This window comes from Streptococcus mitis, from assembly GCF_026782865.1.
GTDB lineage: Bacteria > Bacillota > Bacilli > Lactobacillales > Streptococcaceae > Streptococcus > Streptococcus mitis_CG.
The window spans coordinates 151488-166898 of record NZ_JAKUXK010000004.1 but is presented as its reverse complement, the minus strand read 5'-3'; the positions used below and the strand labels follow the sequence as shown (position 1 = coordinate 166898).

Annotated in this window: 12 protein-coding genes; 10 read left to right on the top strand and 2 right to left on the bottom strand. The window is 38.4% G+C overall.

What is annotated here, in order from left to right; all coding sequences use genetic code 11:
* Window positions 1-159, top strand: a complete 159-nt coding sequence (locus MK482_RS02935; RefSeq protein ID WP_125452158.1) for a hypothetical protein — start codon at window positions 1-3, stop codon at window positions 157-159.
* Between the two features lie 43 nt (window positions 160-202).
* On the opposite strand, the gene MK482_RS02930 is transcribed toward MK482_RS02935, so the two are convergent.
* Window positions 203-673: an arginine repressor gene (locus MK482_RS02930; RefSeq protein ID WP_268717931.1), complete on the bottom strand. Its 471-nt coding sequence runs from the start codon at window positions 671-673 to the stop codon at window positions 203-205.
* A gap of 472 nt (window positions 674-1145) precedes the next feature.
* Window positions 1146-3428 carry a Xaa-Pro dipeptidyl-peptidase gene (locus MK482_RS02925; protein WP_268717930.1) on the bottom strand — a complete coding sequence of 761 codons (2283 nt, stop codon included), beginning with the start codon at window positions 3426-3428 and terminating at the stop codon, window positions 1146-1148.
* Between the two features lie 401 nt (window positions 3429-3829).
* Between MK482_RS02925 and MK482_RS02920 the strand changes: the two genes are divergently transcribed.
* The 9 genes from MK482_RS02920 (at window position 3830) to sdbB (ending at window position 15227) form a co-directional block, all read left to right on the top strand.
* Window positions 3830-6931 carry a DNA polymerase III subunit alpha gene (locus MK482_RS02920; protein WP_268717929.1) on the top strand — a complete coding sequence of 1034 codons (3102 nt, stop codon included), beginning with the start codon at window positions 3830-3832 and terminating at the stop codon, window positions 6929-6931.
* Between the two features lie 81 nt (window positions 6932-7012).
* Window positions 7013-8020 carry a 6-phosphofructokinase gene (pfkA, locus tag MK482_RS02915; protein WP_124787935.1) on the top strand — a complete coding sequence of 336 codons (1008 nt, stop codon included), beginning with the start codon at window positions 7013-7015 and terminating at the stop codon, window positions 8018-8020.
* Between the two features lie 57 nt (window positions 8021-8077).
* The gene (gene pyk, locus MK482_RS02910) at window positions 8078-9583 is read left to right on the top strand and encodes a pyruvate kinase (protein ID WP_124787934.1); all 1506 of its coding nucleotides are present in this window, start codon (window positions 8078-8080) and stop codon (window positions 9581-9583) included.
* 222 nt (window positions 9584-9805) lie between these two features.
* On the top strand, window positions 9806-11065 hold the full coding sequence (locus MK482_RS02905; RefSeq protein ID WP_268717928.1) for a UDP-N-acetylglucosamine 1-carboxyvinyltransferase: 1260 nt from the start codon (window positions 9806-9808) through the stop codon (window positions 11063-11065).
* Window positions 11066-11080: 15 nt separating this feature from the next.
* The gene (locus MK482_RS02900) at window positions 11081-11632 is read left to right on the top strand and encodes a GNAT family N-acetyltransferase (protein ID WP_125452149.1); all 552 of its coding nucleotides are present in this window, start codon (window positions 11081-11083) and stop codon (window positions 11630-11632) included.
* The gene (gene spxR, locus MK482_RS02895; protein WP_125415820.1) at window positions 11625-12902 is read left to right on the top strand and encodes a CBS-HotDog domain-containing transcription factor SpxR; all 1278 of its coding nucleotides are present in this window, start codon (window positions 11625-11627) and stop codon (window positions 12900-12902) included. Before MK482_RS02900 ends, spxR begins: the two co-directional genes overlap by 8 nt.
* A gap of 15 nt (window positions 12903-12917) precedes the next feature.
* On the top strand, window positions 12918-13778 hold the full coding sequence (locus tag MK482_RS02890; protein ID WP_000631543.1) for a methionyl aminopeptidase: 861 nt from the start codon (window positions 12918-12920) through the stop codon (window positions 13776-13778).
* Window positions 13779-13942: 164 nt separating this feature from the next.
* Window positions 13943-14650, top strand: coding sequence for a thiol-disulfide oxidoreductase-associated membrane protein CcdA2 (gene ccdA2, locus MK482_RS02885; protein ID WP_124787932.1), 708 nt, complete (start codon window positions 13943-13945; stop codon window positions 14648-14650).
* Between the two features lie 10 nt (window positions 14651-14660).
* Window positions 14661-15227: a thiol-disulfide oxidoreductase-associated lipoprotein SdbB gene (sdbB, locus tag MK482_RS02880; RefSeq protein WP_124787931.1), complete on the top strand. Its 567-nt coding sequence runs from the start codon at window positions 14661-14663 to the stop codon at window positions 15225-15227.
* Window positions 15228-15411: the final 184 nt, after the last annotated feature.

Below are 15411 nucleotides of genomic sequence, written 5' to 3'. Positions count from 1 at the left end.
ATGGGAGATAAACCGATATCTTTCCGAGATGCGGATGGCAATTTTGTTTCCGCTGCAGACGTTTGGAATGAAAAGAAATTGGAAGAACTATTTAATCGTCTCAATCCAAATCGTGCTCTGAGATTGGCACGAACCAAAAAAGACAATCCACCTCAGTAAAATAGATAAAAAGATTCCGTGTCAAATGAGACACGGAATTTTCTTATTCTTCAAAGAAAAATGGTGGAGCGAATTTTTTCAGTTCTTCAAAGCATTTTTGAGCAGCTTTTGCATCTTCACAGATGACAAGACATACATCATCGCCACAGAGGGTAGCGATAGCGTCGGGGAAGCTCAAAGCATCAATGATAGAACCAAAGGATTGAGCAAGTCCAGGAAGGGTTTTTAGCAGGACTTGATGTTGAACTGGGCGCATCAAGACAAGAGCATCTTCCATGTAAATTTCGAGACGTTTTTCCCATTTTGAGATAGAACCTGTATTGAGCACGTAGTAAGAATTGTCTTCTTCTCGTACTTTTGAGAGGTTCATACTTTTAATATCTCTCGAAAGTGTAGCTTGTGTAACTTGAATATCATTATCGGCAAGAAGAGCTTGTAGCTCAGCTTGAGTATGGATCTTGTTTTTCGTTACAAGAGCTCGTATGAGTTGGTGTCGGTGTTCGGATTTGTTCATAAAATATTACTCCTTGTACAAGGTACAGAAAGCGTGGACTGAACGAGATCGTCAGTCGGGTGGTAAGCGGTATTGTCACGTATGATGATTTTAAAGTCAGTAGTATAAAGAACTATACGGAGAAAATCTCCTTCTTTTAACTTGTCACTAGTTGGGTACAGATGAATTGGCTGTCTATTCCTTCATCAGCATGGTTGTTCTCTACTAACAGTGAATCATTCAATTTTGGTAGCATTTGTCACGGCTTGTTGTGAATTTATACTAAATGTCAATTCACAGAGATTGACCAACATGTGGTGTGGTAGCGTGTATGATAGAGGGTCACACATGTTGGTTATGGGGCGGTATCTTTTGTTCAAACTCCAGTTATGGGCTTATCACAAGTCCTTCTTTGAGAGTGAATTTGATACTAAGTTTATGTTTCCTTAGACTGTTCAAGTGGAAATAGTTCCATATTGAACAGTCTGATATATTATACCTTTTGACAAGGTAGGATAAGAGTAGACTGTTCAAGATCAACAGTTAGGTGGTAAGCGGTGTTGTCACGTATGGTGATTTCAAAGTCAGTAGTATAGAGGACTAAACGGAGAGTGTCTCCTTCTTTTAACTTGTAAATAGTCGGTTGCAGTTCAAACTGGATATCCATCCATTCATCTGCAGTAATATCCTCTACTAACAGTAAATCATTTCTATTTTGCAAATTGAGATAGCCTTTTGTCACGACTCGTTGTGCATTTGGTCTAAATGGTAATTCACATAGATTTTCCAACATGTGGTAGCGACCATTGTCAATGGTTCTAGCACTTAAAACAGCTGGATAAGGTTGTAGGTATTTCTTTTGACCATGTTCCAGTAATTGGGCAGATAAGAGCCCCTTGTTTGTGCTGGATTTGATACGAAGATTGAGCTGAGCTCGACCGTTCAAGTGAAGATCTTTGGTCACAGGAAGGTCAATGGTGATTTGATTGGCTTTCCCTTGATAGAGTTCTGTATTGAAGGATTGGTATGTCTTACCATAACGATCAAAATCCTTATCTAAGTACTGGTTTTGAATAACTTGCTCTTCTTGACCAAGTGCGAAGGTTTCTGAGCTTTCTTGATTACCGAAATCAGAAAGAATCTGCCAAGTATGAGGAGCGGTATTGTCCTGCCAGATAACGGTTGGAAGTTGAAAATCTATATCTAGCCCCAATAATTTCTTAGTCAATAAGGCATTCATGGATTCACGAAAGTCAATGGACTGCCAATTGTTCATATAAACATGGGCACCATTATGGAAAAAGAGATGCTTATTAATATAATCAGGAAGAGCATGAAACATCTGGTAAACATGAAGTGGTTTGACATTCCAATCCTGAGAACCATGAGTAAAGACAACCTCTGCTTTTACCTTATGGGCATTGAGAAGATAGTTGCGGTCATGCCAAAACTGATTGTAGTCACCAGACTTGCGATCCAGTTGCTCTTTTACTTTTTCTAAATCAGCTTGGTGAGCTTCGTTACTACGAATATAGTCGCCAGCCAAGAGATTACGAGAGTAGGTTAGTTCAGCAAGAGAGTCAAAGTCCTCCCCTGGATATCCACCTGGGCTAGTCACCAGACCGTTTTCACGATAGTAATTGTACCATGAAGAAATGCCTGCCTCGGCAATAATGACTTCTAACCCATCGACTCCTGTAGTTGCAAGACCATTGGACATGGTACCTAGATAGGAAAGTCCAGTTGTGGCAACTTTTCCATTTGACCAGTCAGCCTTGACTTGACGCAGGCGCGTGTGGTCAGTGAAGGCTCGGCAACGACCATTGAGCCAATCAATGACATTTTTATAGGCTTCGATTTGCTGGTAGTCCCCATTAGTCATGAAACCAGTGGAGTCTTTGGTACCAACACCTGAGACATAGAGATTAGCAAACCCTCGTGGAAGGAAGTAGTCGTTGAGTGTATAGCTAGCGTTGATGTGTGTCAGCTTTTCTTCAGCTTCTGACACTAGATCAGCTTGACCTTTAGGTTGGACGAGATTGAGTTGAGGTTCCTCTAGCTCGATCTTGTGAGCAGGTTTTACTTCAAGCTCACCCTCCATCTTGTATAGAGCCTTGTCACTAGCCTTATCATTTGTTCCCTGATGATAGGGACTTGCAGTCATGATAGCAGGGATTTGCCCTTCATAACGAGGACGAATAATGCTGACCTTGACTAGGTCTGGTAGCCCTTTTTGGTTAGTATCGACACGAGTCTCAACGTAAACAACTTCACGAATGACATCATGGCTAGAAAAAGTAGCTAAACTCTTGCCGTTAAAGTAGTGATAGTCATTATCCTCAGGAATAAGACCGTCACTGACAAGTTGGTCGATAAGAGTGTTCCCCTTTTTGGTGCGAGTATTGAGTAACTGATAGAAATTTTCAATCAAGTCACCATATACAATGGGAAAACCAGTCTCTTTACGAAAAACATCACTGTCTTCAAAGTCAACCAAGTAAGAAAAACCTAAGAGTTGAAAGGCTACAGTATAGAAAATATCTGCAGTCAACTCTCTGTCTGACTGACAAAAAGTCAGAAAGTCAGTGTCCTTATCTATCGAGATTGTAGATAGAGCATAGTCGGTATTGGAGTAAGTAAAAAAACTCCAACGAATGAAGTGTTCAAACTGCTTTTTTGAAGGCAGATGTGGTGTTAGATTTAGCCCTAGCTTTTCCAATTCATTTAACAATTGCGAACTAGAAAATGCTAGATAGCTGAATTGATTAAAATGCATAGTATTCTCCTTTGAAAAAACACTAAATTTATTATATCAAAAAAATGGGAAAAATGGAATAAATAAACCCTAATGAAATAAATTTCAAAATAGAGTATAGATTTACTGTTACTTATGATAATTTACAGTAAATAAAATATAAAATATAGTCATGTTTAAAGATTTACAAAGAACAAAAGAATATATATGTTTGTCTTATTATTCTTTATATGGTATAAAAATGTTTTGAATTTTTATTTAAAACATAATAATATAAAAATAGGTTAATTTTTGCAGAATCTGTTTTATACTACTGTTTAGAATTGGATAAGGATAATCAGTTTGTACTTAATGGACTGATTAAGAAATATGGGGTGTAAAATGGTATAATAGAAATATATCAAAATAGGAGAGGTGAGTTCATGATTGCACAACTTGACACCAAAACAGTTTATAGTTTTATGGGAAGTGTAGTTTCGATTGAAAAATATGTACAAATAGCTAAAAACTATGGTTATTCTCACCTTGCTATTATGGATGTGGATAATCTCTATGGAGCCTATCATTTTTTAGAAGTGACTCGAAAATATGGAATCCAACCTCTAATTGGTCTTGAAATGACCTTGATTATAGACGAGAAGGAGATCTCTTTTCGTTTTCTAGCTCTATCTACTAAGGGTTACCAAGAGTTGATGAAGTTATCCACTTTAAAAATGACGGGACGAAAAAATTGGTCTGACTTTACCAGTCACCTTGAGGATGTTGCTGTTATTGTTTCTTATTTTGATGGAATCGATCAGCTGGATTTAGGTCATGATTATTTTATTGGAGTTAGTCCCGATACTCACCAAGAAGTCTTTACCAAACCTATTCTTCCACTGTATCAGGTCAACTCTTTTGAGAAAGAAGACATACAGGTTTTGCAAATCTTGTCGGCAGTCAAAGATAATATCAGTCTGAGAGAAGTGGATGTGCATTCACAACCAGGGTTCTTTCTACCAGCCTCAAAATTAGAAGGAATATTTAAAAATCGCTTTCCTCAGGCGCTTGCCAATCTCCAAGGTTTGATAGGAAATGTTAGCTACCAACTTGATCCAAGTTTAAAACTCCCTCGTTTTAACCCTGAAAGACCTGCAGTAGAAGAACTTAGAGAGAGGGCTGAGCAGGGACTGATAGCCAAGGGACTAACCTCAGCTATCTATCATGAGCGACTGAATGAGGAATTAGCTGTGATTCATGATATGGGATTTGACGACTATTTTCTTGTAGTTTGGGATTTGCTACGTTTTGGACGTTCCCAAGGCTACTATATGGGAATGGGGCGTGGTTCTGCTGTGGGTAGTTTGGTCGCCTACTCACTTGATATCACAGGGATTGACCCAGTAGAGAAAAATCTGATTTTTGAACGTTTCCTTAATCGTGAACGGTATACCATGCCTGATATTGATATTGACATTCCAGACCTTTATAGACCAGAGTTCATTCGTTATGTTCGTGATCGGTATGGCAGTCAACACGTGGCGCAGATTGTCACTTATTCGACCTTTGGAGCAAAACAGGCAATTCGTGATGTTTTCAAACGCTATGGTGTTCCAGAGTACGAATTAACAAATATTACGAAAAAAATCAGTTTTCGAGATACGCTAACGACGGCCTATGAAAAGAATTTGCAATTTAGACAGGTCATAAATAGTAAGATTGAGTACCAAAAAGCTTTTGATATTGCTCGAAAGATTGAAGGTTATCCTCGTCAGACCTCTATCCATGCGGCAGGAGTCGTTATGAGTGACCAAGACTTGACAGACTATATTCCTCTAAAATATGGTGAGGATATGCTCATCACCCAGTATGATGCTCATGGTGTTGAAGCTAATGGACTTCTAAAAATGGATTTTCTTGGTTTACGTAACCTGACTTTCGTACAAAAAATGCAAGAATTACTTGCGGAGTCAGAGGGTGTTCATCTCAAAATCGAAGAGATTGATCTGGAAGATAAAGAAACCTTGGCTCTCTTTGCAGCTGGAAATACGAAAGGGATTTTCCAATTTGAACAATCTGGAGCCATTCGACTCTTGAAACGGGTCAAACCACAAGTCTTCGAAGAAGTGGTGGCAACAACATCTCTTAACAGACCAGGTGCTAGTGATTATATCGATAATTTTGTGGCTCGCAAGAATGGCAAAGAAAAAGTGACGGTGCTAGATCCTTCCTTGGAGGACATCCTGTCATCAACTTACGGTATCATGCTCTATCAAGAGCAAGTTATGCAGGTAGCTCAGCGCTTTGGAGGATTCAGTCTTGGTAAAGCCGACATTCTTAGACGTGCCATGGGTAAGAAAAATGCTAAAGAGATGCATTTGATGAAGGAAGATTTTATCACTGGTGCAGTTAAACTCGGTCATTCAAAAGAGAAAGCTAACCAAGTTTTTACAGTGATGGAAAAGTTTGCAGGTTATGGATTTAATAGATCCCACGCCTATGCTTACTCAGCACTGGCATTCCAACTTGCTTATTTCAAGACGCACTATCCTGCTATTTTCTTTCAAGTCATGTTGAATTATTCAAGTAGTGATTATATTGTAGATGCATTGCAGATGGGATTTGAAGTGGCACCTTTAGCGATTAATAGTATTCCCTATCATGATAAGATTGTTCAAAAGAAAATTTACCTAGGTTTGAAAGCGATTAAGGGGATGCCAAGAGATTTTTCTTATTGGATTATTGAAAACCGTCATTTCTCAAGTATTGAAGATTTCGTCACGCGTCTTCCTAAGAATTACAAGAAACTCTCACTTTTGACGCCTTTAGTTGAATTGGGGCTCTTTGATGAATTTGACAAAAATCGTCAGAAGATTTTAGTGAACCTACCTAACTTATTTGTTTTCGTTGAGGAGTTGGGTGGGCTCTTTGCAGATACAAATTATAGTTGGACTGAGTCTGATGATTTCACAGAGGCAGAGAAGTTTTACAAGGAACAAGAACTGATTGGGGTAGGTATCAGTGCCCATCCTCTACAAACTCTCGCTAAACAAGCCCTATATCCGACAACCCCAATTGCTAATCTTATTGAGGGAGCAAATGCAACTCTTCTAGTTGAAGTACAAAAAATAAAAGTTATTCGAACTAAAAAAGGCGAGAATATGGCCTTTCTACAGGTTCACGACAGTAAGTCTCGGATGGATGTTACAGTATTTTCAGACCAGTATCGAAAATTTGCCTCTCTCCTATCTGAAGGGAAATTCTACTACATCAATGGTAAGATTCAATCAAGAGATGACCGTCTGCAAATGATTGCACAAGATTTGAAAGAAGCAGTGGCTGAACGATTCTGGATTCAGGTTAAAAATCATGAATATGATAAAGAAATTTCAAATATCCTAGACCAGTATAAAGGCTCAATCCCAGTCATCATCAGGTATGAAGAGGAACAGAAAACAATTGTTTCTTCCCAATATTTTGTGACTAAATCCAATGAATTAGAAGCGAAATTGGATAAAATTGCTATGAAAACGATTTATCACTAAAATTACGGAAAATAGAAGAATTTTCCATTTAAATGTGATATAATCAGTAGGAATGTTAAAAGAAAAAGGAGCATAAACTAAATGAAACGTATTGCTGTTTTGACTAGTGGTGGAGACGCCCCTGGTATGAACGCTGCCATCCGCGCAGTTGTTCGTCAAGCAATTTCAGAAGGAATGGAAGTTTTTGGTATCTATGATGGATATGCTGGAATGGTTGCTGGTGAAATTCATCCCCTAGATGCTGCTTCAGTAGGAGACATCATTTCTCGTGGTGGTACTTTCCTTCACTCTGCTCGTTACCCAGAGTTCGCTCAACTTGAAGGGCAACTTAAAGGAATTGAGCAATTGAAAAAACACGGGATTGAAGGTGTAGTTGTTATCGGTGGTGACGGATCTTACCACGGTGCTATGCGTTTGACTGAACATGGCTTCCCGGCTATCGGTCTTCCAGGTACAATCGATAACGATATCGTTGGTACTGACTTCACAATCGGTTTTGACACAGCGGTTACAACTGCTATGGATGCTATCGATAAGATTCGTGATACATCATCAAGTCACCGTCGTACTTTTGTTATCGAAGTTATGGGACGTAACGCTGGTGATATCGCTCTTTGGGCTGGTATTGCAACAGGTGCTGATGAAATCATCATTCCTGAAGAAGGATTCAAGATTGAAGATATCGTAGAGAGCATTAAATGTGGTTATGAGTGTGGTAAAAAACACAATATCATCGTCTTGGCAGAAGGTGTGATGTCAGCAGCTGAATTTGGTCAAAAACTGAAAGAAGCTGGCGATACAAGTGATCTTCGTGTAACAGAACTTGGACATATTCAACGTGGTGGTTCTCCAACTGCGCGTGATCGTGTATTGGCGTCACGTATGGGTGCGCATGCTGTTAAACTTCTTAAAGAAGGTATCGGTGGTGTTGCGGTTGGTATCCGTAATGAGAAAATGGTTGAAAATCCAATTCTTGGTACAGCAGAAGAGGGAGCATTGTTTAGCCTCACTGCAGATGGTAAGATTGTGGTTAACAATCCTCATAAAGCAGACCTTGAGCTATCTAACTTGAATAAGAACTTGTCATAATTAAAAAATTAGTTAATAAGACCAAAAAGGTCATTTATATAAAGGAGTCACAAAATCATGAACAAACGTGTAAAAATCGTTGCAACTTTGGGTCCTGCGGTTGAAATCCGTGGTGGTAAAAAATATGGTGAAGATGGATACTGGAGTGGAAAACTGGATGTTGAAGCTTCAGCTAAAAACATTGCTAAATTGATTGAAGCTGGTGCTAATACATTCCGTTTCAACTTCTCACACGGTGACCACCAAGAACAAGGTGACCGTATGGCAACTGTTAAACTTGCTGAAAAACTTGCAGGTAAAAAAGTTGGTTTCCTTCTTGATACTAAAGGACCAGAAATCCGTACAGAATTGTTCGAAGGAGATGCAAAAGAATACTCTTACACAACTGGTGAAAAAATTCGTGTTGCAACTAAACAAGGAATTCAATCAACTCGTGAAGTAATTGCATTGAACGTCGCTGGTTCACTTGATATCTATGACGATGTTGAAGTTGGACGTCAAGTATTAATTGACGATGGTAAACTTGGTCTTCGTGTAGTTGCTAAAGATGATGCGACTCGTGAATTTGAAGTTGAAGTTGAAAATGACGGTGTAATCGCTAAACAAAAAGGTGTTAATATCCCTAACACTAAAATTCCTTTCCCAGCTCTTGCTGAACGTGATAATGATGACATCCGCTTTGGTCTTGAACAAGGTATCAACTTTATTGCGATTTCATTTGTACGTACTGCAAAAGACGTTGAAGAAGTTCGTGCAATCTGTAAAGAGACTGGAAACGGACACGTTCAATTGTTTGCTAAAATTGAAAACCAACAAGGTATCGACAACTTGGATGAAATCATCGAAGCTGCTGATGGTATCATGATTGCTCGTGGTGACATGGGTATCGAAGTACCGTACGAAATGGTTCCAGTTTACCAAAAAATGATCATCAAGAAAGTCAATGCTGCTGGTAAAGTTGTTATCACTGCAACAAACATGCTTGAAACAATGACTGAAAAACCTCGTGCAACTCGTTCAGAAGTATCAGACGTTTTCAACGCTGTTATCGATGGAACTGACGCTACAATGCTTTCAGGTGAGTCTGCAAATGGTAAATATCCACTTGAGTCAGTAACTACAATGGCTACAATTGACAAGAACGCTCAAACTCTTCTTAACGAATACGGTCGTTTGAACTCAGATTCATTCGAACGTAACTCTAAGACAGAAGTAATGGCTTCAGCTGTTAAAGATGCTACTAACTCAATGGACATTAAATTGGTTGTAACACTTACTAAGACTGGACACACTGCACGTTTGATCTCTAAATACCGTCCAAATGCTGATATCTTGGCATTGACATTCGACGAATTGACAGAACGTGGATTGATGTTGAACTGGGGTGTTATCCCAATGTTGACAGATGCTCCATCTTCAACTGATGATATGTTCGAAATCGCTGAACGTAAAGCAGTTGAAGCAGGTCTTGTACAATCAGGTGACGATATCGTTATCGTAGCTGGTGTACCAGTTGGAGAAGCTGTTCGTACAAACACAATGCGTATCCGTACAGTACGTTAATCTAACATTAAAAAGCCTATCATATCAAGCTTTATAGCTTGATATGATAGGTCTTTTTTTGTATTAGGGGCAAAAAAGGGGCAAAACATTTCAAGACAGTTCATTTGCTAATAAATCCGATTCAGCTAATATAATTGAAAATGATGGAAAAAAGGGTGAATTTATGATATACTTTAATGTAGGACCTTTTTAGAAATTTTGAAAGAGTATTAAAAATTTAAAATGAGAAAAATTGTTATCAATGGTGGATTGCCCTTGCAAGGTGAGATTACCATTAGTGGTGCAAAAAATAGTGTTGTAGCTTTGATTCCAGCTATTATCTTGGCAGATGATGTTGTGACTTTGGATTGTGTTCCAGATATTTCCGATGTTGCTAGTCTTGTCGAAATTATGGAATTAATGGGTGCTACTGTTAAGAGATATGATGATGTGTTAGAGATTGATCCAAGAGGTGTTCAGAATATTCCAATGCCTTATGGGAAAATCAATAGTCTTCGTGCATCTTATTATTTTTATGGAAGTCTTTTAGGTCGCTTTGGGGAAGCTACTGTTGGTTTACCTGGTGGATGTGATTTGGGACCTCGCCCTATTGACTTACACCTTAAGGCTTTTGAAGCTATGGGAGCAACTGTTAGCTACGAGGGAGATAACATGAAGTTATCTGCTAAAGAAACAGGACTTCACGGCGCAAGTATTTACATGGATACGGTTAGTGTCGGTGCGACGATTAATACAATGATTGCTGCGGTTAAAGCAAATGGCCGTACTATTATTGAAAATGCAGCCCGAGAACCTGAGATTATTGATGTTGCAACTCTCTTAAATAATATGGGTGCTCATATCCGTGGTGCTGGAACCAATATTATCATTATTGATGGTGTTGACAGATTACATGGAACGCGTCATCAGGTGATTCCAGACCGTATTGAAGCAGGAACATATATTTCCTTAGCTGCTGCAGTCGGTAAGGGAATTCGTATCAACAATGTATTATACGAACACTTAGAAGGATTCATCGCTAAGTTGGAAGAAATGGGAGTTCGAATGACTGTATCGGAGGACAGTATTTTTGTCGAAGAACAGTCTAATTTGAAAGCAATCAATATTAAGACAGCACCTTATCCTGGTTTTGCTACTGACTTACAACAACCAATTACTCCTCTCTTGTTAACAGCAGAGGGGCGTGGAACTATTATTGATACAATTTATGAGAAACGTGTAAACCATGTTTTTGAGCTAGCAAAGATGAACGCAGATATTACGACTACAAACGACCATATTTTATATACTGGTGGACGTGGTTTGCGTGGGGCAAGTGTTAAAGCTACTGATCTTAGAGCTGGGGCCGCACTTGTCATTGCTGGACTGATGGCTGAAGGTAAAACTGAAATAACAAATATTGAGTTCATCTTACGTGGTTATTCGGATACTATTGAAAAACTACGTAATCTAGGGGCAGATATTTCATTAGTTGAAGAATAAACCGTAGAGGTGTTTATGAATATTTGGACCAAATTAGCAATGTTTTCTTTTTTTGAAACGGATCGCTTGTATTTGCGTCCTTTCTTTTTTAGTGATAGTAAGGACTTCCATGATATAGCTTCAAATCCAGAAAATTTACAATTCATTTTTCCAAGTCAAGCTAGTCTGGAAGATAGTCAATATGCACTGGCCAATTATTTTATGAAGGCTCCTTTAGGGGTATGGGCTATTTGTGATAAGAAAACTGAAAAAATGATTGGTTCAATTAAGTTTGAGAAGCTAGATGAAATTAAAAAAGAAGCAGAACTTGGTTATTTTTTGAGAAAAGATATATGGTGTCAAGGTTTTATGACAGAAGTTGTAAGAAAACTTTGCCAACTTTCTTTTGAGGAATTTGGTTTAAAGCAATTATCTATCATTACCCACCTTGAAAATGAAGCTAGCCAACGGGTTGCTCTCAAGTCTGGATTTCGATTGATTCGTCAGTTTAAAGGAAGTGATCGCTATACAAAGAAAATGCGTGATTATCTTGAGTTTCGCTTTGTAAAGGGAGAAATTAATGAGTAAACACCAAGAAATTCTAAGCTATTTGGAAGAATTACCCGTTGGTAAAAGGGTCAGTGTTCGTAGTATTTCGAATCATCTGGGAGTCAGTGATGGAACGGCTTATCGGGCCATTAAAGAAGCTGAAAATCGTGGAATTGTAGAGACTCGTCCAAGAAGTGGTACTATCCGTGTTAAATCTCAGAAAGTTGCTATCGAAAGATTAACATTTGCAGAAATTGCAGAAGTGACTTCTTCTGAGATTCTGGCTGGGCAAGAAGGTTTAGAGAGAGAATTTAGTAAGTTTTCAATCGGTGCCATGACTGAGCAAAATATCTTATCTTATCTTCATGATGGGGGACTCTTGATTGTCGGAGACCGAACCCGTATTCAGTTGTTAGCCTTGGAAAATGAAAATGCAGTTCTAGTTACAGGTGGATTTCAGGTCCATGATGATGTGCTAAAACTGGCTAATCAAAAAGGGATTCCTGTTCTGAGAAGCAAGCATGATACTTTCACTGTCGCGACCATGATCAATAAAGCCTTGTCAAATGTCCAAATCAAGACTGATATTCTGACAGTTGAGAAACTCTATCGCCCGAGTCATGAGTATGGTTTTCTGAGAGAGACAGATACAGTTAAAGATTATTTGGACTTGGTACGTAAGAATCGTAGCAGCCGTTTTCCTGTTATCAATCAACATCAGGTCGTTGTTGGGGTTGTTACTATGAGAGATGCGGGTGATAAGTCACCAAGTACTACAATTGATAAGGTCATGTCTCGTAGTCTATTTTTAGTTGGATTATCGACAAATATTGCTAATGTGAGTCAACGTATGATTGCTGAAGACTTTGAAATGGTACCGGTTGTTCGAAATAATCAAACCTTGCTTGGAGTTGTGACACGACGAGATGTCATGGAGAAGATGAGTCGTTCCCAAGTTTCTGCTCTACCTACTTTTTCTGAGCAAATTGGTCAAAAACTTTCTTACCACCATGATGAAGTAGTCATTACAGTGGAACCCTTTATGCTAGAGAAAAATGGTGTTTTGGCTAATGGTGTATTGGCGGAGATACTGACTCATATGACACAAGATTTAGTTGTTAATAGTGGTCGAAATCTCATTATTGAGCAGATGCTAATCTACTTTTTGCAGGCTGTTCAGATAGATGATATATTGCGAATTCAAGCACGCATTATCCATCATACGAGACGGTCAGCTATTATTGACTACGATATTTATCATGGTCATCAGATTGTTTCAAAGGCAAATGTAACCGTTAAAATTAATTAGAAACTAGGAGAAAAAATGATAACATTAAAATCAGCTCGTGAAATCGAAGCTATGGATAAGGCCGGTGATTTTTTAGCAAGTATCCATATTGGCTTGCGTGATTTGATTAAGCCTGGCGTAGATATGTGGGAAGTTGAAGAATACGTTCGCCGTCGTTGTAAGGAAGAAAATTTCCTTCCGCTTCAGATTGGAGTTGACGGTGCAATGATGGACTATCCTTATGCTACCTGTTGCTCTCTTAATGATGAAGTAGCTCATGCTTTCCCTCGTCACTATATCTTGAAAGATGGTGATTTGCTCAAAGTTGATATGGTTTTGGGAGGTCCAATTGCTAAATCTGACCTGAATGTCTCAAAATTAAACTTCAACAATGTGGAACAAATGAAGAAATACACTCAGAGCTATTCTGGTGGTCTTGCAGACTCATGTTGGGCTTATGCTGTCGGTACACCGTCCGAAGAAGTGAAAAACTTGATGGATGTAACTAAAGAAGCTATGTACAAGGGTATTGAGCAAGCTGTTGTTGGAAATCGTATCGGTGATATTGGAGCAGCTATTCAAGAATATGCTGAAAGTCGTGGATACGGTGTAGTGCGTGATTTGGTTGGTCATGGTGTTGGTCCAACTATGCATGAAGAACCAATGGTTCCTAACTATGGTATTGCTGGTCGTGGGCTTCGTCTCCGTGAAGGAATGGTATTGACTATTGAACCGATGATCAATACAGGTGACTGGGAAATTGATACAGATATGAAAACTGGCTGGGCGCATAAGACCATTGACGGTGGATTGTCATGTCAGTATGAACACCAATTTGTGATTACTAAAGATGGTCCTGTTATCTTGACTAGTCAAGGTGAAGAAGGGACTTATTAAAATAACTAAAGGCAGATTGAAGAAAAAGTTGACTTGGATAACTTTCTTCAATCTTTTTCTTTTTTTAACATCATAGTATATACAGCTAACCGTAGCAAACTTGATACAAATTTTAACATTTATAGTACAATAGGATATGAATTATTAAGAAAGTTGGTTCTTTATTGGAAACGATATTATTTTCAATCTCCGTTTTTTTAGCAGGCGTCTTGTCCTTTTTTTCCCCCTGTATTTTTCCTCTGTTACCAGTTTATGCTGGAATTTTATTGGATGATCAGGAAAGTGCAAAAAGCTTCTCTCTTTTTGGAAGAAAAGTCGCTTGGTCAGGTTTGATTCGAACACTTTGCTTTATTGCAGGTATCTCTCTCATTTTCTTTATCTTAGGATTTGGTGCTGGTTACCTTGGTAATATTCTCTATGCGAATTGGTTTCGCTATACCATGGGGACGATTATTATCATTTTAGGTTTACACCAGATGGAAATTTTTCATTTTAAGAAATTAGAGGTTCAAAAAAGCTTTACCTTTAAAAAATCAGATTCTAATCGTTATTGGTCAGCTTTTTTACTTGGTATTACCTTCAGCTTTGGTTGGACGCCTTGTATTGGTCCAGTTTTAAGTTCTGTTTTAGCACTTGCAGCTTCTGGAGGCAATGGTGCCTGGCAAGGAGCTATCTATACTCTTGTTTACACTATGGGGATGGCTATTCCTTTCTTGGTTTTGGCTCTAGCTTCCGGTGTAGTGATGCCTTATTTTAGTAAAATCAAACGTCATATGATGCTACTAAAGAAAATTGGTGGTTTCCTTATTATTTTAATGGGAATTTTGTTACTATTAGGACAAGTAAATGTTCTAGCTGGAATTTTTGAATAAAGGAGAACAAATGAAAAAAGTAATGTTTGCTGGCTTAAGCCTCTTGTCAGTAGTTGTATTGATGGCCTGTAGTGAGAAAGAGACTAAACAGACTCAAGAACCAGAACACTCTCCCAAACAACAGCAACAAACGACTGTACAACAAATTGCTGTTGGAAAAGAGGCTCCAGATTTTACCTTACAATCAATGGATGGCAAAGAAGTTAAGTTATCTGATTTTAAGGGGAAAAAAGTCTACTTGAAGTTTTGGGCTTCATGGTGCGGTCCATGTAAAAAAAGTATGCCTGAGTTGATGAAATTAGCTGAAAAAGAAGATCGTGATTTTGAAATTCTTACTGTTATTGCACCGGGCATTCAAGGTGAAAAAACGGTTGAGCAATTCCCACAATGGTTCCAAGATCAAGGTTATAAGGACATCCCAGTACTTTATGATACAAAAGCAACCACATTCCAAGCTTATCAAATTCGAAGCATTCCTACAGAATACCTAATTGACAGTCAAGGAAAGATTGGAAAGATTCAATTTGGTGTCATAAGTAATGAAGATGCAGAAGCAGCCTTTAAAGAAATGAACTAGAATCAAGATTCTAAAATAGTATTTATATAATCAATCCCCTAGATTTTAGATAGTGTTAATCTAAAATCTAGGGGATTTTTGATGTTGATAAATTGAGATTAAAAAGAAGGGAGTTCTGTATTATGCAGATTCCCTTTCTTTTTCTTTAGACATCATATTTATTTTTTAGATTTGATAAGTTTAC